This window comes from Luteimonas yindakuii (genome assembly GCF_004803715.2).
In the GTDB taxonomy this organism is placed as follows: domain Bacteria; phylum Pseudomonadota; class Gammaproteobacteria; order Xanthomonadales; family Xanthomonadaceae; genus Luteimonas; species Luteimonas yindakuii.
This window is the reverse complement of sequence record NZ_CP039383.2, coordinates 41,945-64,191: the sequence shown is the minus strand read 5'-3', so window position 1 is coordinate 64,191 and position 22,247 is coordinate 41,945. Positions and strand designations below refer to the sequence as shown.

Here is a 22,247-nt window from a genome sequence, read left to right as displayed (position 1 = left end):
GTTACGACGAATGCTCATCCTCTTGCGGACCGGCCACGGCATGCCGGAAAGATCATCCATCGTGGTCTTGCGGCCGCGTCCCATGCGTTTCCCCGTCCCCTGCCGCACCTTGGCGCGGGCCGCGCGATGTGGAAAGCGTCACATTTCCGGCAGGCTGCGGATGCGGGTAGGCCGCAACGCTCACGGCCCCAGCAACGCGCTCGCGATGCCGAAGTACACGAGCACGCCGGCGACGTCCGCGATGGAGGTGACCAGCGGGCCGCTGGCGGTGGCGGGATCCAGCCGCAGCTTCGACAGCAGGAACGGCAGCGACATGCCGATCAGGCTGCCCACCAGCACCACGATCAGCATCGTGATCGCCACCACTACCGCGATGTCCGGCCCGCCGCGCCACGCGCCGATCAGCGAGATCGCCACCGACATCGTCAGCCCCAGCAGGCCGGCCACCAGCACTTCGCGGCCGAGCATGCGGCTCCAGTCCTGCGCGCGCACGTCGCCGGTAGCCAGCGCGCGCACCATCAGCATCGCCGACTGCGAACCCGCATTGCCGGCGCTTGCGATCAGCAACGGCAGGAAGAACAGCAACGCGAGGTGCGCGGCGATGGTGTCCTCGAAATGGGCGATGCCGGCACCGGAAAAGATGTTGCCGAACACCAGCAGCACCAGCCAGAACACGCGCAGCCGGTAGAGCTGGCGGATCGACGCGCCGCGCACCGTGCCGGCCAACCGGCCCGCGGTACCGCCGGCCAGCAGTGCGTCCTCGGTGGCCTCGTCACGGACCACGTCCATCGCGTCGTCGGCGGTGACGATGCCGACCAGCCGGCCTTCGCCGTCGAGGATCGGTAGGGCGATGAAGTCGTAGCGGCCGATCAGCGTGGCCACGGTTTCCTGGTCGTCGTCGACGTGGGCAACGATCGGGTTGGCCTGCATCAGTTCCGAGACCAGGGCGTCGGGTGCGGCGGTGATCAGCCGCCGCAGCGTGGTGACGCCGATCAGCCGGCGCCCGGCATCGATCACGTAGGCGGTGTAGATCGTCTCGGTATCGGGCGCGACGCGGCGCAGTTCCTCCACCGCCTCGCGCGCGGTCAACCCCGGCGGCAGCGCGGCGTAGTCGGAGGTCATGATCGCGCCGGCGGTGTCGGCGCCGTAGGCACTCAGGCGGCGGATGTCCTCGCGTTCGGCCTGGGCCAGCGCCGGCAGCACCTGGTCGCGCACGGCAGGCGGCAGGTGGTTGAAGAGATCGGCGCGCACGTCGGCCGGCATGCGCTCGAGCAGTTCGGTCAGCGCGGCGCGCGGCAGCTCGGCGATGAGCTCCGACTGTGCCGACAGCGGCAGGTAGCCGAACACGAAGGCGCGCTCGGCGGGCGCGATCAGTTGCAGCGCGCGCGCCGCGTGCGCTGGCTCGAGGTGGGCGAAGGCTTCGGCCACGTCCGCGGCCAAGGCATCGGCAAGCCAGGTTTCCAGCAGGCCGCAGTCATCGCGGTCGAGGCAGCGGCGGATCTCGCGAGCCGCCTGCTCGGGGTCGAAGGGCCTGTCGGTGTGGGCCAAGCGGGGCCCGAGGAGCGGATTGCGAGTTTCGATCATCGATGCGTCCCGGAGGCAGGGCTACCGGAACGGATCAGAACAGGCTGCCCTGCATGGTGCCGTCGACAGTGGCGGGCGTGTCATGCACGGACGCATCTGCGTTCGCCCCCAGTCGCCAGCCAAGCCCCGACCACCGCCCGGCATGCCGCGCCAGTGCTTCGGTGATGACGTCGGCACTGCCGGCCACGTGCAACACGCTGCGCGCCCGCGTCATCCCCGTGTAGACCAGCTCCCGCGACAGCACGCGGTTGAAGCGTTCCGGCAGCACCAGCCACACCGCGTCGAACTCGCTGCCCTGCGCCTTGTGCACGGTCATCGCGAAGGCGCTGTCGTGCGCGGGCAGCGCCGCCGGATGGAACGGCCGCGGGTTGTGCGGATCGTCGCCGGGGAACCACGCCATCAACGTGCCGCCGTCATCGCGCAGACAGATGCCGATGTCGCCGTTGAACAGCCGGTGCCGGTAGCTGTTCTCGGTGACCAGCAGCAGGCGGCCATGGAAGTAGCGGCTGGCGGTGGATGCAGGGCCAGCGCCGCGGCGGGTGCCGGCCAGCAGGTCCTCGATACGGGCGTTGAGCCCGCGCGCGCCCTGCGGGCCTTCGCGTACGGCGGTAAGGATGCGCAGTCGGCCGGCGCGGGCGAGCGCGTTGGCGGGGTCGTTGCCGTCGGCAAGCGCGGTCCAGTGTTCGAGCAGATGGTCGCGGTGCGACTGCAGCGGATCGGTGTCGCCTTCGTGGAGATGCACGCCGGACAGCTCGCCGCTGCGCAGCAGTGACAGCGCGGTGGCGCTGTCGCCTTCGCGCACGGCGGCGGCGAGCGGGGCGAGGTCGAGGGAGGCGCTCTGGCGGTAGCCACGGGTGAGGTGGATATGGCGAGCGGGGAAGTTGGGTGCCGTGGCGGCTGATGGCAGAGCGCCCTCACCCGCGCCTTCGGCGCGACCTCTCCCGCGGGCGGGAGAGGTGTCGGCATGTGCAGCGGCGGCAGAGGGGCCGACCGGCGCAGCGGCGGCGGAGATGGCAACAAGTGCAGCGGCAGCCGGGTCGGGGGCAGCGTCATCGGTCGCACTGCGCGCGGCGGAGAGGATGCCGGCGAGCACGTCGCCTGCTTCCACCGAGGGCAGCTGGTCGGGATCGCCCAGCAACACCAGGCGCGCACCGTCGGGCACGGCCTCGACCAGTTTGGCCATCAGCGGCAGGTCGATCATCGAGGCTTCGTCCACCACCACCACGTCGAACGGCAACGGGTTGTCGGCGTGGTGGCGGAAGCGCGGCGAGTCCGGGATGGTGCCGAGCAGGCGGTGCAGCGTGGTGCCGGTGGTGGGCAGTTGCGCGCACAGGTCAGGTTCCACGCCGAGCGCGGGCAGCGCCTGTACGGCAGTGCGCACGCTTTCGGCCATGCGTTCGGCCGCGCGTCCGGTGGGCGCTGCGAGAGCGATGCGCGGCGTCGCCTTGCCGGCTTCCTGCGCCTGCGCGACCAGCAGCACCAGCATGCGGGTGATGGTGGTGGTCTTGCCGGTGCCGGGGCCGCCGGTGACCAGCAGCAGGTTGTGGCCGAGCGCGGCGGCGGCGGCGCGGGACTGGTGGTCGATGGGAGCGCCCTCATCCGCCCCCGTCGGGGGCACCTTCTCCCGCTCGGCGGGAGAAGGGACGGCAGGGAACAGGCAGGCGAACAGCGGTGCCAGCCCGGCGGGAACCCCGGGGGTCGCCGCGATACCACGGCGATCGGAGCGGTCCGCCGTACCTGCGGGCGATGCGCGGCCGATACGGCGCAGGCCATCGGCGAGGCGGCGTTCGTATTCGCGGTAGCGGCGCAGATAGACCAGGCCGTGTTCGTACACCAGCGGGGCGTCGGCGGCGGACGCGGCGTCGCCCGCGGCCGGCGTCGCGACCCAGCGCGAGGTCTGCAGCGCATCGCGCCAGGCGTCGGGCGCGGGCCAGCCGACCGCTGCGTCGACCAGGCGCTGCGGTTCGCTGGGATCGAAGCCGGCATGGCCGGAGGCGACGGCCAGCGAGGCGAGGGCGGCGGCGGCAAGCACGGTATCGGGCGTGTCCGGATCGAGCCGGCGCAGGCTCTGCGCCAGGGCATGGTCGAGCGTGCGCAGGGCCCCGGCTCTGGTCAGTTGCTGCAGCAGGCCGGCGGCCCGCGCTGCCTGCGATGGCGCCGCGGCGGGGGCGGTGGTCATGTCGGTCGGCTGGCGTTCCGTAAGCAACGGCAGGGTGGTGGTCATGTGCGCGTCCTGTCCTGGCGCGGCTCCCGCGTGCCCTCACTCCTGCCGCTGCTCCGCGCCCCGGCCCGCGCGTCGCTGCCCGGGCGGTCATCGGCGCGCGCGCCGGTGGCTCGCAACCGCGCCGCTTCGCCCCGTGGGCGGGAGATGGCTTCCAGTGCGGCTTGCTCTGGATGCACCTGGCCGGCGAACAACGCATCGAGCGCGTGCACCAGTTCCGCTTCGAAGCGCCAGGCCTGCACGCCCTGCCCGTCGTTGCGCAGGTGGCATCCAACCCGCGACAGAACAGGTAGCGCACGCCGCCGAAGTCGCGCGCGTAGTCGTATTCGTCGCCGAGGCGGAAGCGCAGCCAGCGGTGCAGGGCCAGGGTGTAGATCAGCGCCTGCAGGTCGTACTCGCTGTGCGCCATCGCCTCGTCGAGCTGCGCGCGGCCGTACCCGGGCAGGCGGTTGCTCTTGTAGTCGAGCACGTACCAGCGGCCGTCGTGCACGTAGGTGAGGTCGATCAGGCCGGTCATCAGGCCTTCCAGCCGCCGACGCGCGCCGAAGCCCTGGCGTGCGGTGAGCAGGCCATGGCGATGCAGCAGCACCAGCAGCGCATCGACGCGCGTGGGCGCAAGCGCGAACTGGAACTCGATCTCCGGGCGACGCTGCTCCGTCGGCACGTCGGCCAGGCGCACGCCTTCGGGCAGCGCCACCGTGAGGGTGTGGCCGACCAGCGGGGTGAGCAGGTTGATGCCGTCGTCGATGTCCTCGCCCGGGTAGCCACCGGCGCGCAGCCGCTCGGCGATCAGCGCGGCGTCGTCCGGAGTGGGTGCCGGCGCGCCATGCTTCCATGCAGACCAGCACGCGAAGTCGGTGCGCTCCAGCACGTCGTGCAGCACCACGCCGAAACGCGGGCCGGCAAAGCGCGGGTCGAAGACGTCGGTGGTTGCGTCGACGTCGACATCGGCGACCGGTTCGTCCAGGCCGCCGGCGGCGGGCTGGGTGGCGCTTGCCGTGGCATCACCCTGCCCTTCGGCGTTGGCGAGCTGGGTGAAGCTGTAGACCCACCAGTCGCTGGCCAGCGTGCGCGTGGCGATGCGCGCGGGCGGTACCGCATCGGGGGATGCGGGTGGCAACCATGGCAGCGATGTCGGCGGCGTGCTGTCGTCGATGGCGACCGCATCACCCAGTGCGGCGGCAAGCGCGTCCGGCTTCGCCACCATCTGCAGCAACGGCGACCTGTCGTGGTTGCAGAACATGCCAATGGCCAGCCACAGCGCGTGCCGCGCGCGGGTGAGGCCGACATACAGCAGGCGCGCATCCTCGGCGCGCTGCGCAACGGCCCAGGCGTCCTTCGCGACTTCCCAGCCGGAATGCGCTGGCAGCAGCTTCCAGTGCAGCGCGCGTCCGCCCTCGCCGTTCACCACGGCGCGGCAACCGGGGCTGCGCGCCGGCGAGCCGATGGCCGCGAACGGCATGAACACCAGCGGGTATTCCAGGCCCTTGCTCTTGTGCAGGGTGACCACCTGCACGCGCTTCGCATCGGATTCCAGCCGCAGCAGCTGGCTTTCGTCGTTGGCGTTGGCATCGGCGATGGCGTTCGCCAACCAGTCGACCAGCCCATGCAGGCCGAGCGCACGCGACTGCGCGTCCTGCAGCAGCTCGGCGAGCTGCAGGTAGTTGGTGAGCCGGCGCTCGCCGTCGAGCAGGCCGAGCAGGCGCGCGGCGTATTCGGCGCACAGGGCGGTGACCAGCGCGAGCGGGCCACCGCGCTGCAGGCGGTCGCGCCAGGCCAGTGCGGCCATCTGCCAACCACGCAGTGCGTCGCCGTCCTCGTCGAGGGCGGCGATCGCACCGGCGTCGAGACCCAACAGAACCGTCGACAGCGCCATGCGCAGGCGGCCGTCGTCGGCACCATGCAGCAGGGCGAGCAGCAGCGCATGCAGGTCGCGCGCTTCGGGCGTGGCGAACAGGCTCTGCTTGCCGGCGGCGACGGCGGGGATGCCGGCCATCGCCAGTGCTTGGCGGATGCGCGTGGCCTCGTGGTGCAAACGCACCAGCACCACGATGTCGCCGGGCTGCACCGGGCGGCCCTCGATGCTGGCGTTGCCGTCGCGTGCATCACAGAGCACGCGGTGGATGGCGGCCACGCAGGCGTGGGTGGCGAGCTCGCGCGAATGGCTGGCGTTGTACGGCTTCACCCTGCCCTTGTCGTCGGGCGACGGTAGTGGCGCGCGCCACAGGGTGAGTGCGGGCGCATCGCTGCCATGGCGCTGGAAGTCGGCATCGGCGCGCACGCCGCCCGGTGCGACCTCGCGGAAACAGATGCGCGCGTCGATGAAGGGCGGCGCGACCTTCGCGTCCGCGCCGGCCGCCGCCTGCGCCTGCGCATACAGCGCCGACACCGCGCGCAGCACCGAAGGGCGCGAGCGGAAGTTCTGCGCCAGCGGCGGCGCCTCCGCCGCGGTCGCGCGCGCGGCGAGATAGGTTTCGACATCGCCACCGCGAAAACCGTAGATCGCCTGCTTGGGATCACCGATCACGAACAGTGCCGGCGGCTGTCCATGCAGGGTCGCGCTGGCAGCACCGAACACATGGTCGAAGATGCGCCATTGGCGCGCATCGGTGTCCTGGAACTCGTCGACCAGCGCCACCGCATACTGCGCGCGCAGGCGCCCGACCAGCGCACCGGCCTGCGGGCCGTCGATGGCATCGGCAACGTGGTCGATCAGGTCGTCGTAGGTCTGCACGCGCTGCTGCTGCTTGGCGCGCGCCACGCGCACGCGGGCATCGTCGCGCAGGCGGTGCAGCAGCTCGACGCGACGTGCGTCCTTCCACTCCGCCATCGCGGTGAGCGCATCGAGGTAGGCCGGCACCGCGTCGCAGACCGGCGAATCGGGCGTACGACCCGCGTGCTTGACGCTGGTGCGCAGCTGCAGGGTGTCGCGCGTGAGCTGCGGCAGCTTCGCGTGCTCGAACGGTGCATCGCGCGTGCCGGCATCGCACCACTGCTTCAGGCCATCGAACAGTTCGGCGATCCACGCGGCCCTGTAGCTGCCGCCGTGCAGCACCTTGCCTTCCACCGCCGCCACCAGCGAGGCACGGAAATCGTCGCCGTGGGCGCGGAACGCGGCCGCCAGGGCTTCGCCGCTGGTCTGCAGGCGCGGCGCGGGGTCGTCCGGCAGCTCGGCCAACGCAGGACGCAGCACCGCTTCGCGCACCAGCGGCGGCAGGTCGCACGCAAGCGCCTGCGGGCCGCCTGGCCACAGCGCCAGCAGGTCATCGGCGCTGTCGGCATCGCGACCATGCGCACGCCAGAGATCAGCGGCGATCGCCTCGTACAGCGGTACGTCGCTGGTAAGCAGTCCCGGTGCATCGAAGGCCTGGCCGACCTCGAGCGCATGGTCACGCAGCACCCGGGTGCAGAAGCCGTGGATGGTGAAGATCGCCGCGAGGTCGATGTCGTTGGCCGCGATCTGCAGCCGCCGGCGCAGGGCATCGGCACTTTCGCTGCCGCGTTCGAGGTGCGACGCGAGCACGGCGTGGGTCAGCAGTGCATCCGCAGACGCATCCGCCGCTGGCGACGTACCGACGAGTTCGCCGGCCAGCAGCAGGCGCGCACGGATGCGGCTGCGCAGTTCCTGGGTGGCGGCCTCGGTGAAGGTGACCGCCAGCACCTGGCCCACGCGCAGGCCGCGCTCCACCACCAGGCGCACCACCAGCGTGGCCAGGGTGAAGGTCTTGCCGGTACCGGCCGAGGCCTCGATGGCATGCACGCCATCCAGCGCGAGGTCGAGGTAGGGATCGCGCGGCGATGCGTGCATGGCGCCACTGGCCTCCGTCATTCCGCATCCTCCAGGTCGAGTTTTGCGGCGATGTCGCGCAACGCAGCAAGGTCGGTGCCGCCGTAGACCTCGCCAGCGACCACCGCGGAATAGATCGCCATCGCGAGGTCGACGAAGGCGACCTGGGTGGCGTCATCGGTGAAGGGATCGCGGCCGCGCAACGCCAGCCGCAGCGCTTCGCCGGTGCCTTCGCCCCAGCTGCGGTCGCTGCCGTGCCAGCGCTTTGCCGCGAGGTCCAGGCCGCGTTCGAGATTGCCGGCGCGGTACAGCTCCCAGCCGCTGTACGGCGCGAACGGCAGCGGACGACGCAGGCCGGCGCTGCGCAGGGCCGTCAGCGTGTGCAGCACGTCGCGCGCCTGCTCGGGATCGAGTGGCGCACGCTGGTGCGGGCCGACGCCGAGCTCGCCGCCGTCGTGGAACTCCACCAGCGGCGCCGACTGCCCGGCGGCGCTGGCCAGCAGCCAGTCGAGGCCGTTGCGGATCGCCGACTGTCCGGCCGGCGGATCGAAGCGCACGCGTGCGATGCCATGCGGATACACCTCGGCGATGCGGCCGTGCAGGGTGACGCCGTCGATCGCGGCCTCCAGCCGCGGCGCATCCGGCGTGGCGGCGCCGCGCCAGTCGCGGAACGCCGCGGCATAGGCATCCACCTGCGCCCGCACCTGCTCCAGCGTACGCCGTCCCAGCGCGCCCGACGGCAGCAGTCCGCGTGCACGCAGCAGCGCATGGGTACGGCTGTCGTCGTCACCGCGCAGCACCGCGTCGAACACCGCTTTCTGCAACAGCTGGCGCGGGTATCCGCGGCCCGGCGCCAGCAGCGGCTCGACGTCGTCGTCGAGCGCCTCCACCTCGGCCAGGCGCAGGCCGAGGCGCTGGCGCAGGAAGGCTTCCGCAGGTGCCTGCAGGAAGCGCCGCAGTTCGTCGAGCGACAGCGTGCCGGGATCCGCGTCGCCGATGGCCTCCAGCGCGGACGTGTCGAACCACACCGGCAGCGGCGTGCGCTTCTGCGTGGGCTGCGCGGCTGCCGGCCACCACGATGCGTGGTACGAGAAACGCCGCGGCTCGTCGGCGCTGCCAAACGCGGACGACGCGAACGGCTGCAGCGGATGTCGCACCACCAGCGCCCCGGCATCGGCATCGTCCACGTGCTGGGCACGTGCGACATCGATGAGTTCGGACACCAGCACCGAGGGCTCGCGTGCGCTGCCATCGCGCGGGTCGGCACCCTGCCAGCTGACATAGAACACATCCTGCGCGGCGGCGAACAGCTGCAGGAACAGGAAGCGGTCGTCCTCGCGGGTGGAGCGGTCACCGATGCGGCGCTGCCCGCTGCCGAGGTCGGCGGTCAGGCGATTGAGGCCGGCGGCGGGATCGCGTCGCGGGAAATCGCCATCGTTCATGCCGAGCACGCAGATCACCCGGAACGGCAGCAGGCGCATCGGCACCATGCGCGCGACGCTGATGCCACCGGTCAGCAACGGCGCGCGGATGTCGGCCTCGGCCAGCGCCGCGGCGAAATGCGCGCGCACCGCTTCCGCCGGCACCGGCGCATCGAAGCCCGCGCGCCGTGCATCGCTGGCGAACGCATCGACGAGGCTGCGCAGGCGATCGAGCGCACGTTGCGTGGCCGGATTCGACGGTGGCCGCGGCAGCAGCGCGCCGAGCAGTTCGATCAGGCGTTCGCGCCATTGCGCCGGCGGCATCGCCGCAGCCAGCACGGTGGCGTTGCGTGCCAGCACGCGCAGCAGCCGCAACAGGGTATCGAGCGCATCCAGTGCGCTGCCTTCCAGTTCCGGCAGCGGCGCGACCATCCGGCCATCGGCCATGGCGACCGGCGCATCGTCGCCGGTGGCATGGCCCAGCAGCAGCCGGTCGAGCGCGAACGCCCAGGTGTAGGCGTCGTCGGCGGGTGCATCGAGGGTCGCGCGATGCGCGGCGTCGATGCCCCAGCGCGCGCCCGCATCCGACAGCCAGACCTGCAGCCGTTCGAACGCCGGTGCATCCAGCCCGTTGGCATCGGCCAGTGCCGGGCTGGCCAGCAGGTCCAGCATCTCGTGCAGGCCGAAGCGCGACACCGGCAGCGCCAGCAGGCGCAGGAACACCTCGGCCAGGGGCTCGTTGGCCAGCGGGCTGGCATCGGCCAGCGCATACGGAATCGCATCGGCCTGGCCGCGATTGCCGAACACCGCCTCGAGGTAGGGCAGGTAGGGATCGATGTCCGGCGCCAGCACCGCGACCTCGCGCGGCTGCAGCGGCGGATCGAAACGGAGGTCGTCGAACAGGCCGCGCAGCTGGTCGTGCAGCACCTGCAGCTCGCGCAGGCGGGTGTGGCAGGCGTGCAGCTGCAGGCTAGGGTCGGCACGGTCCACGGCGTCACGCAGCGGCGCAAGCGGTGCGCCACGACGATGGAACAGGTCCGACTGCAACCGCCGCAGCAGGCTGCCCTGCAGGCCACCGCCACCCTCGCCCGGGTCCACATGCACGTCGAAATCGGCCGAGGCGTGCACGACCTCGTAGCCGCCGATCACCCGCATGAAGTCGACGCCGGCGGCACCCCAGCGCTGCAGCAGCGGATTCTCGCTGTCGTCGACCGCCTGGCCGGCACGCACGCGCTGCAGGTCGCCCCAGTAATCCTTTGCCGGTGACGGCACGAACATGTGCAGCGTGCCGACCCGCGCCTGGGTGGCGATCACCCGCAGCACATCCGGCGAGACATTGAGGGTGGCGAATGCCGACAGCCGCGTCGGCAGGCCGGCCGGCAATGCGCCATCGGCAGCACCGAAGCGGTCGAGGTAATGCTGGATACGGCGTGCGCGGTGCTGGCGGCCGCCGGCGACACGGCGCCACAGGATCGCCTGCGGATCGTCGGCATCGGCACCGGCTTCCCAGCGCAGCAGCCAGTCGCGACGCCACGCCTGGTACTTCTCGAACACCGAGGCCAGTTCGCCGGCCAGCGCCCAGGCCCGTAATGGATCCGGCCCGGCGACATGCGCGGCGATCGTCGCCAGCGCCGGCGCCGCCAGGAACGTGCGATCGGTCAGTGCGGCATACAGGTGCCAGCGCAGCGCCGCGGCATCGAGTTCGTCGCGGCTGCCGCCGTCGTCGCTGCGGGCCGGCGGATTGGCCGCGAGCGCGCGGCCAACGAATTCGCCCGGCGTCAGGAACTCGATGTTCGCAGCGACGCCGTGTTCGGCGGCCAGTGTCGCCTGCAGCCAGCGCCGCATGGCCACCTGCGGGATCAGCACCACGTCGGGTGTGAGCAGCGATTGCCCGGGTGCGGGGTCGCGCAGGATCCGCGCAAGGATGCCGGCCAGGATCTCGAGCGCGTTGGAATGATAGAGGCGGATATCGCCGTGCTGGCCGGTCATCGCGCCATGATGCCGGACGCCTGTCGCGAGCGGCGCGACAGGCGGTCGAGGGTGCGCACGTGCGTATGAATGGATGGCATTGACCCGTACAGCGATGGAGCAGTTTCTGAACTCACCAGTTCAGTCGATCGGTTAAGATTCAGCCCTTCTGCGTGAAGCTGCCGGGGTTTTGCTGCCCGGCGCTTGCGCCATTCCCGGTCGACGCATGCCCGAACCCAACGCCCCCGCCGTGCACCTGCGCGACGTCCGTCTCCAACGGGGCGGGCGCACGATCCTGTCCGGCATCGACCTGCTGGTGCCGACCGGTTCGGTCACCGCGGTGCTGGGGCCGTCGGGCTCCGGCAAGTCGACGCTGCTGGCGGCGCTGACCGGTGAGTTGCGTGCATCGCAGGGCAGCGTCGATGTCTTCGGCCGCCCGTTGCCGCAGCGCCAGCGCGAGCTGCTGGAAACACGCAAGTCGATCGGCGTGCTGCTGCAGGGCAACGGCCTGCTGACCGACCTCACCGCGGCCGAAAACGTCGCGCTGCCCCTGCGCATGCACACGAAGCTGCCGGCGCCGGTGATCGCGCGGCTGGTCGAGATGAAGCTGCATGCGGTGGGCCTGCGCGCGGCGGCCGATCTCTATCCACGCGAGCTGTCGGGCGGCATGGCGCGGCGCGTGGCGCTGGCGCGTGCGCTGGCACTCGACCCGCCGCTGATGATCTACGACGAGCCGCTGACCGGGCTCGATCCGATCGCCTCGGGCGTGATCATGTCCCTGATCGCGCGCCTCAACGCCAGCCTCGGCCTGACCAGCATCATCGTCACCCACCACGTGCACGAGACGCTGCCGGTGGCCGACCGCGCGCTGGTGATCGCCGACGGCCGCATCGTCTTCAGCGGCACGCCCGCGGAACTGCAGCAGACCACCGATCCGCTGGTGCGCCAGTTCCTGGACGGCCGCCCGGATGGCCCGATCGCCTTCGACGCGCCGCAACGGGAGGTGGCGTGATGCCCGTGGTCGCCTCGATCCGCTCGCTCGGCCGCGCCGGGCTGTTCTCGCTGTCGGTGCTGCGTGCATCGAAACCGACCGCCGACTTCTTCGCCGAGCTGCTGCGCGAGATCTACAAGATCGGTGCGCGCACGCTGCCGATCATCGCGGTCGGTGGCGCCTTTGTCGGGCTGTCGCTGACCCTGCTCGGCCATCGCGCGCTCGAAACCTATGGCGCGTCGGACCAGGTGAGCATCCTCATCGGCCTGGGCCTGTACCGGGAGCTGGCGCCGGTGCTGACCGCGCTGCTGTTCGTCGGCCGTGCCGGTTCGTCGATCGCAGCCGAACTGGGCCTGATGCGCGCCACCGACCAGATCACCGCGCTCGGGCTGATGGCGATCGATCCGGTGGCCAAGACGGTGTCGCCGCGGTTCTGGGCGGCGGTGCTGACGGTGCCGCTGCTGACCGGTTTCTTCTGCACGTTCGCGCTGGCGGCGAGCTGGTTCCAGGGCGTGCAGATCCTCGGCATCGACAACGGCACCTTCTGGCAGGCGATGCGCGACGCGGTGGATTTCCGCGACGACTTCCTCAACGCCTTCCTGAAGTCCGCGGTGTTCGGCGGTACGGCGGCGCTGGTGGCCTCGTACGTCGGCTACCACGCCGAGCCGACCATCGAAGGCACCTCGGTGGCGACCACCCGCGCGGTGGTGAACGCCTCGCTGCTGGTGCTGATGTTCAACTTCGTCCTGTCCGCGTTCCTGTTCCGTTGAGCGACGGCGGGAACCATGACGCGCAATGCACAAGGTGACACCGAGATGAGAAGCATCCACATGGGAAGCATGCAGATGGGTAGCCGCCGATGAGCAGCACACGTGGTCCACGTCTCGAATTCGCGGTCGGTGCGTTCCTGCTGCTGGCGCTGGCATCGCTGCTGGTGCTGGCGATCGCGTCCACCAACAACCGCTTCGGCTTCACCACCAACACCTACGAGCTGACCGCGCGCTTCAGCAACATCGGCCAGCTGCGCACGCAGGCGCCGGTGCGGGTGGGCGGCGTGACCATCGGCCGGGTGGCGAAGATCGAACTCGACCCGTTGCGGTTCGATTCCGTCGCCACCCTGGCCATCGACCGCCGCTACCACGAGATGCCGGTGGACACGTCCGCCTCGATCCTCACCGGCGGCCTGCTCGGCGAGGCCTATGTCGACCTGCAGCCGGGCGGCGACATGGAAAGCCTGCAGCCGGGCGAGGAGATCGCCTTCACGTCGCCCGCCGTCGACCTGATGCAGATGGTCGGACGCTACATGTTCAGTGGACCCGGCGGCGACGCCGCCGCCGAAGACGCAACCCCGCCCGCCCCCAGCGAGGACACCCCATGACCCGTTCGTTGATCGCAATCGCCCTTGCCGCCGGCCTGCTGGCCGGCACCCCTGCACTTGTCCACGCACAGCAGGCTCCCGCCGCTGCAGCGCAGGCACAGGGCACGCCGAGCCGCCTGGTGCTCGACAACACCACGCGCATCCTCGGCGAGCTCGAGAGCCGCCGCGCCGAGTTCGGCCGCGACCGTTCCAAGCTCGAAGCGTTCGTCCAGCGCGAGTTCGACACCATGTTCGACCGCGATTACGCGGCGCGCCAGGTGCTGGGCCGCCATGGCCGTGGCGCCGACGATGCCGACGTGAAGCTGTTCGCCGATGCGCTGGCCGAAAACCTGCTGCGCCGTTACGGCAACTCGCTGCTCGACTTCAACACCCGCCTGCGCGTGCGCATCAAGTCGGAGTCGGCGCTGCCGCGCGGGCTGGGCGTCAAGGTGTCGAGCGAACTGCTGCGCCAGGGCGGCGACCCGATCCCGGTCGATTACCTGATGCGCCAGTCCGGCGGCAACTGGAAGGTGTTCGACGTGCAGGTCGAAGGCGTGAGCTTCATCAGCACCTTCCGTCGCCAGTTCGACGGCGAGCTGCAGAACAAGTCGATCCGCCAGGTCGCCAACGAGCTGCGCGCCGGCCGGCTGCAGGCCGATGCCGCAGTCGACTGACGCCCACGTGCGTCGCGAAGGCGATGCCCTCGCTTTCGCTGGCCCGTTGCTGCGTGCCGACGTCGCGCGGCTGTGGCCGGCGGCGTTGCGCGTGGTCGATGGCGCGCGCCGCTTCGACCTCGCCGCGGTGACGCGCATCGACAGTGCCGGACTTGCGCTGCTGTCGGAGCTCGCGGCGCGCACCGGTGGCGACGTGGTGGTCGACGGCGCGCCGGACGGCCTGTCCGAGTTGCGCGCCGCGTATCGCATGCAGATGGATCTCGATTTCAGCCGCACCTGAGCCTCCCCCGGCGCCGCGGTGCGTTACGCACGGATTCCCCATGTCCCCCTCCCGCATTCTCCTTCCCTGCCTGCTGTTGTCGCTCGCCGCCTGTGCGGGTGGGCAACAGACCACACGTGCGCCCGCACCTTCCGCTCGACCGGTGGCGCTTCCTGCTGGTCTGGCCGCACCGGTCGACGCTGCCACCGGCACCCAAGCGTCACCGGTGGTCGACGACGGCATGCTGGATGCTGAGACCGCCGATGTCGCGCTGCAGGAGGGCGCGTACCGCGACGACACCGGCGGCGAACCGGTGCTTGCGCCGACCGAAGCCGAGCTCGATTACGCCGTGCTCTACGGCGAGGAACCCTACGACCCGGTGGCCGACCCCACCCTGCCCGACCCGGCGCAGATGCAGGTCGGCTATGACCCGTGGGAGCCCTTCAACCGCCGCATGCACCGCGTCAACGATGCCATCGACCGCACGGTCGCGCGTCCGCTGGCCACCGCCTACATGAAGGTGGTGCCGCGCCCGATGCGTCTTGGCGTGTCGAACTTCTTCAACAACCTCGGCCAGCCGGTGAGCGCGGTCAACGCGCTGCTGCAGGGCAAGCCGGTGCAGGCCGGCCAGGCGCTGGGGCGCTTCGTGGTCAACGCGACGCTCGGCATCGGCGGCATCTTCGATCCGGCCAGCGACGCCGAGATTCCATTCCGCAGCGAGGATTTCGGCCAGACCCTGGGCGTGTGGGGCTGGCAGAACTCGCGCTATCTCGAACTGCCGCTGTTCGGCCCGCGCACGCTGCGCGATGCGTTCGGCATCGTCGGCGATGCGCCCCTGTCGCCGACCCGGCAACTCAATGACGACCAGACCCGCTGGGCGCTGCAGGGCCTGCAGCTGGTCGACCTGCGCACGCAGCTGTTCGTCGTCGATCGCATGCGCGAAGGCGCCGCCGATGATTACGCGCTGATTCGCGATGCCTGGATGCAGCGCCGCCAGTACCAGATCTTCGGCGACTCGCAGGAGGGCGACGACGCGCTCCCAGACTATCTGCTCGACGACGAGGCACTGCCGACGGTGCCGGCGGACGCGATCCCGGTCATCCCGGGCGTCCCCCTCAACTGACGCACGCGTGGCGGATGACGCCAGCCTCAGCTGCTGGCGTCATCGCTATCGTCGGGCTCTTCAGCGTCGATCCCGATGCCGGCATCCACCAGCAACGCCTCCGACTCGTCCTGCGACAGCGTTTCGACGCCGCGCAGGCGGCGCTCGATGGTGCGGGTCTTGCGGCTCGCTTCGCCGAGGCTCTTGCCGACGGTGTTGATCTGCTTCTCGGCCTTTTCGAGGATGCCGGCGAACTTGCCGAATTCGCTCTTCACCGCGCCGAGCAGCTTCCAGACCTCGCTCGAGCGGTGTTCGATCGCCAGCGTGCGGAAGCCCATCTGCAGGCTGTTGAGCAATGCGGTCACCGTGGTCGGTCCCGCCACCACGATGCGGTGGTCGCGCTGCAGTGCGTCGGTGAGTCCGGGACGGCGGATGGTTTCCGCATACAACCCTTCGGTCGGCAGGAACATCACCGCGAAATCGGTGGTGTGCGGCGGGCAGACGTACTTTTCGCAGATCGACTTGGCCTGGATCCGGATCGCGCGTTCCAGCTGCGCCCCGCAGACGCGCACCGCCTCGGCGTCGCCGAGTTCCTGCGCATCGAGCAGGCGCTCGTAATCCTCGCGCGGGAACTTGCAGTCGATCGGCAGCCACACCGGCGTATCGCCATCCTGGCGACCGGGCAGGCGGATGGCGAAATCCACGGCTTCGGCGGATTCCGGCCGCACCCGCACGCTGCGCGCGTACTGTTCGGCGATCAGCGTCTGTTCGAGGATGCCTTCCAGCTGCACCTCACCCCAGCTGCCGCGGTTCTTGACGTTGGTCAGCACGCGCTTCAGATCGCCGACGCCGGTGGCCAGCTGCTGCATCTCGCCCAGTCCGCGCTGCACCTGTTCCAGCCGTTCCGACACCAGCTTGAACGACGCACCCAGGCGCGTCTCCAGCGTGGTCTGCAACTTCTCGTCGACGGTGGCGCGCATCTGCTCGAGCTTGTCGGCGTTGTCGGCCTGCAGGCGCTGCAGCTGCTGGTCCAGCGTCGAGCGCATCTCGACCAGGCGCTGCTCGCTGCGCTGTGCGGACTCCGCCAACCGTTGGGCCAGCGCCTCGGCCATGCGCTGTTGCGCCTCGCCACTCTCCTGCCGCGCCTTGCGCGCGTCCTCGCCAAGGGTGGCCCGCAGGACCTCGAGGCGCTGCCCGAAACCCTCCAGGCGCTGGTCGGTACGTGCGGTCAGGTCGGCCATGCGTTCCGACAGCTGCGCACCGAAGCGCTGCTGGGCCTGCGCCGACTCCGCGCGCGCATTGCGCGCATCCTCACTGATCGCTTCGCGCATGGCGCCAAGGCGCGACTCGGTCCGCTCGGTCAGCGCATCGAGCCGCAATCCGAACGCATCGATGCGCTGCTCCTGTGCACTGGAAAGGCCATCGAGCAGCGCACGCAGCTCCAGCCGCGATTCGCGCTGCTCCTCACGCAGGGCAGCCTCGAGTCGTTCACGCATGGCGTCCATGCCGGCACCGGGGCGGCGCAGGACCAGGACTATCAACAGGATCACCGCGGCACTTACCGCGAGCAGGATCAGGACCAGCAGCAGGGAGACGTCATTCATCGCACCAGTGTATCCGGCGCGGTCGCACTGCCTGCGAATGAAAAAGAAAAACCCCCGCCGGGATCCGGCGGGGGTTTTGGGTAAAGACCCTGGCGATGACCTACTCTCGCATGCTGAGTGCACACTACCATCGGCGCATATGCGTTTCACTTCCGAGTTCGGAATGGGATCGGGTGGTTCCACACAGCTATTGTCACCAGGGAGAGGGTGGAGGGTCGCCGGACGCACCGCGGCTGCGGTACGACAGCGCTCACGCTCTCGAGGGGTGGGATTGTAGCGAGCATTTTGAAATCGTGTCGTCGACGTGTTGTCGAGGCCTCGGTCTTCGCGGTGTTATCCGGCGAAGCCACTTGAGGTTATATGGTCAAGCCACACGGATCATTAGTACTGGTTAGCTCAACACATTGCTGTGCTTACACACCCAGCCTATCAACCACCTGGTCTTGATGGTTCCTTCAGGGGAGTCGAGCTCCCGGGAGATCTCATCTTGAGGCACGCTTCCCGCTTAGATGCTTTCAGCGGTTATCGTTTCCGAACGTAGCTACCCGGCAGTGCCACTGGCGTGACAACCGGAACACCAGAGGTTCGTCCACTCCGGTCCTCTCGTACTAGGAGCAGCCCCTCTCAAATCTCCAACGCCCATGGCAGATAGGGACCGAACTGTCTCACGACGTTCTGAACCCAGCTCGCGTACCACTTTAAATGGCGAACAGCCATACCCTTGGGACCGACTACAGCCCCAGGATGTGATGAGCCGACATCGAGGTGCCAAACACCGCCGTCGATATGAACTCTTGGGCGGTATCAGCCTGTTATCCCCGGAGTACCTTTTATCCGTTGAGCGATGGCCCTTCCATACAGAACCACCGGATCACTAAGTCCTAGTTTCCTACCTGCTTGATCCGTCGATCTTGCAGTCAAGCACGCTTATGCCTTTGCACACAGTGCGCGATGTCCGACCGCGCTGAGCGTACCTTCGAGCTCCTCCGTTACTCTTTGGGAGGAGACCGCCCCAGTCAAACTACCCACCAACACGGTCCCCGACCCGGATTACGGGCCCAGGTTAGAACGTCAAGCACGACAGGTGGTATTTCAAGGATGGCTCCACCACAGCTAGCGCCATGGTTTCACAGCCTCCCACCTATCCTACACAGACGAACTCAACGTTCAGTGTAAAGCTATAGTAAAGGTTCACGGGGTCTTTCCGTCTTGCCACGGGAACGCTGCATCTTCACAGCGATTTCAATTTCACTGAGTCTCGGGTGGAGACAGCGCCGCCATCGTTACGCCATTCGTGCAGGTCGGAACTTACCCGACAAGGAATTTCGCTACCTTAGGACCGTTATAGTTACGGCCGCCGTTTACCGGGCTTCGATCAAGAGCTTCGCCTTGCGGCTGACCCCATCAATTAACCTTCCGGCACCGGGCAGGCGTCAGACCCTATACGTCCACTTTCGTGTTTGCAGAGTCCTGTGTTTTTGATAAACAGTCGCAGCGGCCTGGTCACTGCGGCCCCCGATCGCTATAGCCCGCATGGGCCACGACCAAGGGCGCACCTTCTCCCGAAGTTACGGTGCTATGTTGCCTAGTTCCTTCACCCGAGTTCTCTCAAGCGCCTTAGAATTCTCATCCTGCCCACCTGTGTCGGTTTACGGTACGGTCTGCGTGAGCTGAAGCTTAGGGGCTTTTCCTGGAAGCGTGGGATCAGTGACTTCAGTCTAATGACCTGGTCTCGGTGCTCGGTCTTGAAGGGGCCCGGATTTGCCTAAGCCCCAAACCTACCGCCTTTCCCCGGGACAACCAACGCCCGGTACACCTACCCTTCTCCGTCCCCCCATCGCACTCACGCGAGGTGCTGGAATATTAACCAGCTTCCCATCGACTACGCATTTCTGCCTCGCCTTAGGGGCCGACTCACCCTGCGCCGATTAACGTTGCGCAAGGAAACCTTAGGCTTTCGGCGTGCGGGCTTTTCACCCGCATTATCGTTACTCATGTCAGCATTCGCACTTCCGATACCTCCAGCGGACTTCTCAATCCACCTTCACAGGCGTACGGAACGCTCCTCTACCGCGCATATTGCTATGCACCCCAAGCTTCGGTTCAGTGCTTTAGCCCCGTTAAATCTTCCGCGCAGACCGACTCGACCAGTGAGCTATTACGCTTTCTTTAAAGGATGGCTGCTTCTAAGCCAACCTCCTGGCTGTCTGTGCCTTTCCACATCGTTTCCCACTTAGCACTGAATTGGGGACCTTAGCTGTGGGTCTGGGTTGTTTCCCTTTTCACGACGGACGTTAGCACCCGCCGTGTGTCTCCCATGCAGTCCGTCTCGGTATTCGGAGTTTGCCATGGTTTGGTAAGTCGCGATGACCCCCTAGCCATAACAGTGCTCTACCCCCGAGAGGATTCACATGAGGCGCTACCTAAATAGCTTTCGAGGAGAACCAGCTATCTCCGGGTTCGATTAGCTTTTCACTCCTAATCACACCTCATCCCCTACCTTTGCAACGGGAGTGGGTTCGGGCCTCCAGTACCTGTTACGGTACCTTCACCCTGGGCATGACTAGATCACCCGGTTTCGGGTCTATTGCCCGCGACTATGCGCCCTTATCAGACTCGGTTTCCCTTCGCCTCCCCTATACGGTTAAGCTTGCCACGAACAATAAGTCGCTGACCCATTATACAAAAGGTACGCCGTCACTCCTTGCGGAGCTCCGACTGCTTGTACGCACACGGTTTCAGGGTCTATTTCACTCCCCTCACCGGGGTTCTTTTCGCCTTTCCCTCACGGTACTGGTTCACTATCGGTCGGTCAGGAGTATTTAGCCTTGGAGGATGGTCCCCCCATGTTCAGACAGGGTTTCACGTGCCCCGCCCTACTCAATTTCATCGACATGGCCCTTTCACGTACAGGGCTGTCACCGTCTATGGCCAGTCTTTCCAGACTGTTCCGCTAGAACCACATCGACTTTTGGGCTGTTCCCCGTTCGCTCGTCACTACTCAGGGAATCTCGGTTGATTTCTTTTCCTGCGGTTACTTAGATATTTCAGTTCACCGCGTTCGCCTTGCATGGCTATGTATTCACCATGCAATACCTCTTGCGAGGTGGGTTTCCCCATTCGGACATTGCCGGATCAAAGCTTGTTGCCAGCTCCCCGACACTTTTCGCAGGCTGCCACGTCCTTCATCGCCTCTGACCGCCAAGGCATCCACCGTGTGCGCTTATTCGCTTGACCATATAACCCCAAGTCGCCTCGGGATTGAATGTGTCCGCGGGTACAAACCGCAGACGCGAATTTCAACGACATCAAGTTTTCAGGGGATTTGCTCCCCCGCCTTAGCCTCTACGACACGTCTGGACATTTCGTTCCAAAACGCTCGCTACATCCCAATTTTCAAAGATCATGGCTCCGCCTCAACGCGGAACCCATCTAATTCTTTCGTGTACGCCGTCATCCAGAAAGACTGGTGGGTCTGGGAGGACTCGAACCACCGACCTCACCCTTATCAGGGGTGCGCTCTAACCACCTGAGCTACAGACCCAAATCGCTTGGGCTCAACCCTGGTGGAGCCAGTCGGGATCGAACCGACGACCCCCTGCTTGCAAAGCAGGTGCTCTCCCAGCTGAGCTATGGCCCCATGTAAGGGACTGTTCCGGCCGTTGCCGGAACTTTCTGGATGCAGGTGACTTGTGCGGACGCCTGGACGGTGGAAGCCGTCCGGTCTCTAAAGGAGGTGATCCAGCCGCACCTTCCGATACGGCTACCTTGTTACGACTTCACCCCAGTCATCTGCCACACCGTGGCAAGCGCCCTCCCGAAGGTTAGGCTACCTGCTTCTGGTGCAACAAACTCCCATGGTGTGACGGGCGGTGTGTACAAGGCCCGGGAACGTATTCACCGCAGCAATGCTGATCTGCGATTACTAGCGATTCCGACTTCACGGAGTCGAGTTGCAGACTCCGATCCGGACTGAGAGAAGGTTTCTGGGATTGGCTTGCCCTCGCGGGTTTGCAGCCCTCTGTCCTTCCCATTGTAGTACGTGTGTAGCCCTGGCCGTAAGGGCCATGATGACTTGACGTCATCCCCACCTTCCTCCGGTTTGTCACCGGCGGTCTCCTTAGAGTTCCCACCATTACGTGCTGGCAACTAAGGACAAGGGTTGCGCTCGTTGCGGGACTTAACCCAACATCTCACGACACGAGCTGACGACAGCCATGCAGCACCTGTGTTCCGGTTCCCGAAGGCACCCCCCGATCTCTCAGGGGTTCCGGACATGTCAAGGCCAGGTAAGGTTCTTCGCGTTGCATCGAATTAAACCACATACTCCACCGCTTGTGCGGGCCCCCGTCAATTCCTTTGAGTTTCAGTCTTGCGACCGTACTCCCCAGGCGGCGAACTTAACGCGTTAGCTTCGATACTGAGTGCCAAATTGCACCCAACATCCAGTTCGCATCGTTTAGGGCGTGGACTACCAGGGTATCTAATCCTGTTTGCTCCCCACGCTTTCGTGCCTCAGTGTCAGTGCTGGTCCAGATGGCCGCCTTCGCCACGGATGTTCCTCCTGATCTCTACGCATTTCACTGCTACACCAGGAATTCCGCCATCCTCTACCGCACTCTAGCCTGCCAGTATCCAATGCAATTCCCAGGTTGAGCCCAGGGCTTTCACATCAGACTTAACAAACCACCTACGCACGCTTTACGCCCAGTAATTCCGAGTAACGCTTGCACCCTTCGTATTACCGCGGCTGCTGGCACGAAGTTAGCCGGTGCTTATTCTTTGGGTACCGTCAGAACACCCGGGTATTGGCCGGATGCTTTTCTTTCCCAACAAAAGGGCTTTACAACCCGAAGGCCTTCTTCACCCACGCGGCATGGCTGGATCAGGCTTGCGCCCATTGTCCAATATTCCCCACTGCTGCCTCCCGTAGGAGTCTGGACCGTGTCTCAGTTCCAGTGTGGCTGATCATCCTCTCAGACCAGCTACGGATCGTCGCCTTGGTGGGCCTTTACCCCGCCAACTAGCTAATCCGACATCGGCTCATCTATCTGCGCAAGGCCCGAAGGTCCCCTGCTTTCACCCGGAGGTCGTATGCGGTATTAGTCCCGGTTTCCCGAGGTTATCCCCCACAAATAGGCAGATTCCGATGTATTCCTCACCCGTCCGCCACTCGCCACCCGTAAGAGCAAGCTCTTACTGTGCTGCCGTTCGACTTGCATGTGTTAGGCCTGCCGCCAGCGTTCACTCTGAGCCAGGATCAAACTCTTCACTTAAGT

10 protein-coding genes, 2 tRNA genes, 3 rRNA genes and 1 pseudogene are annotated in these 22,247 nt (G+C 67.1%); 6 read left to right on the top strand and 10 right to left on the bottom strand.

The window, feature by feature from the left end; translation table 11 throughout:
- Positions 1–180 precede the first annotated feature (180 nt).
- The 4 genes and pseudogenes from mgtE to recC form a co-directional block, all read right to left on the bottom strand.
- Complete coding sequence (gene mgtE, locus E5843_RS00280; protein WP_208542757.1) at positions 181–1,548, bottom strand: magnesium transporter; 1,368 nt, start codon at positions 1,546–1,548, stop codon at positions 181–183.
- 70 nt (positions 1,549–1,618) lie between these two features.
- A complete protein-coding gene (gene recD, locus E5843_RS00275; RefSeq protein ID WP_136412978.1) occupies positions 1,619–3,763 on the bottom strand; it encodes an exodeoxyribonuclease V subunit alpha in 2,145 nt (714 codons plus the stop codon).
- 41 nt (positions 3,764–3,804) lie between these two features.
- Positions 3,805–7,613, bottom strand: a pseudogene (locus E5843_RS00270) (UvrD-helicase domain-containing protein).
- 17 nt (positions 7,614–7,630) lie between these two features.
- Complete coding sequence (gene recC / locus E5843_RS00265; protein WP_141065533.1) at positions 7,631–11,002, bottom strand: exodeoxyribonuclease V subunit gamma; 3,372 nt, start codon at positions 11,000–11,002, stop codon at positions 7,631–7,633.
- A gap of 205 nt (positions 11,003–11,207) precedes the next feature.
- Between recC and E5843_RS00260 the strand changes: the two genes are divergently transcribed.
- The 6 genes from E5843_RS00260 (at position 11,208) to E5843_RS00235 (ending at position 15,385) form a co-directional block, all read left to right on the top strand.
- Positions 11,208–11,993, top strand: a complete 786-nt coding sequence (locus E5843_RS00260) for an ABC transporter ATP-binding protein (protein WP_134675363.1) — start codon at positions 11,208–11,210, stop codon at positions 11,991–11,993.
- Positions 11,993–12,742, top strand: coding sequence for an MlaE family lipid ABC transporter permease subunit (locus E5843_RS00255; protein WP_134675364.1), 750 nt, complete (start codon positions 11,993–11,995; stop codon positions 12,740–12,742). The genes E5843_RS00260 and E5843_RS00255 overlap by 1 nt, the downstream gene beginning before the upstream one ends.
- 89 nt (positions 12,743–12,831) lie before the next feature.
- Complete coding sequence (gene mlaD / locus E5843_RS00250) at positions 12,832–13,350, top strand: outer membrane lipid asymmetry maintenance protein MlaD (RefSeq protein WP_134675365.1); 519 nt, start codon at positions 12,832–12,834, stop codon at positions 13,348–13,350.
- Positions 13,347–14,003, top strand: coding sequence for an MlaC/ttg2D family ABC transporter substrate-binding protein (locus E5843_RS00245; protein WP_136411466.1), 657 nt, complete (start codon positions 13,347–13,349; stop codon positions 14,001–14,003). The genes mlaD and E5843_RS00245 overlap by 4 nt, the downstream gene beginning before the upstream one ends.
- Entirely contained in the window at positions 13,987–14,283 is a 297-nt protein-coding gene (locus E5843_RS00240) for an STAS domain-containing protein (RefSeq protein ID WP_134675367.1), read from the top strand. The genes E5843_RS00245 and E5843_RS00240 overlap by 17 nt, the downstream gene beginning before the upstream one ends.
- A 40-nt stretch (positions 14,284–14,323) precedes the next feature.
- A complete protein-coding gene (locus tag E5843_RS00235; RefSeq protein ID WP_136411465.1) occupies positions 14,324–15,385 on the top strand; it encodes an MlaA family lipoprotein in 1,062 nt (353 codons plus the stop codon).
- Between the two features lie 26 nt (positions 15,386–15,411).
- On the opposite strand, the gene E5843_RS00230 is transcribed toward E5843_RS00235, so the two are convergent.
- The 6 genes from E5843_RS00230 to E5843_RS00205 all read right to left on the bottom strand — a co-directional run bounded on the left by E5843_RS00230 (position 15,412) and on the right by E5843_RS00205 (position 22,244).
- A complete protein-coding gene (locus tag E5843_RS00230; protein WP_136411464.1) occupies positions 15,412–16,968 on the bottom strand; it encodes a DNA recombination protein RmuC in 1,557 nt (518 codons plus the stop codon).
- Between the two features lie 87 nt (positions 16,969–17,055).
- Positions 17,056–17,169, bottom strand: a 5S ribosomal RNA gene (gene rrf, locus E5843_RS00225).
- Positions 17,170–17,328: 159 nt separating this feature from the next.
- Positions 17,329–20,205, bottom strand: a 23S ribosomal RNA gene (locus tag E5843_RS00220).
- A gap of 230 nt (positions 20,206–20,435) precedes the next feature.
- Positions 20,436–20,512: transfer RNA gene (locus E5843_RS00215), tRNA-Ile, on the bottom strand.
- 20 nt (positions 20,513–20,532) lie between these two features.
- Positions 20,533–20,608 (bottom strand) — tRNA-Ala (locus tag E5843_RS00210).
- A gap of 89 nt (positions 20,609–20,697) precedes the next feature.
- A 16S ribosomal RNA gene (locus E5843_RS00205) occupies positions 20,698–22,244 on the bottom strand.
- Together the 16S, 23S and 5S rRNA genes with 2 tRNA genes alongside form the textbook arrangement of a ribosomal RNA operon.
- Between the last annotated feature and the right edge of the window lie 3 nt (positions 22,245–22,247).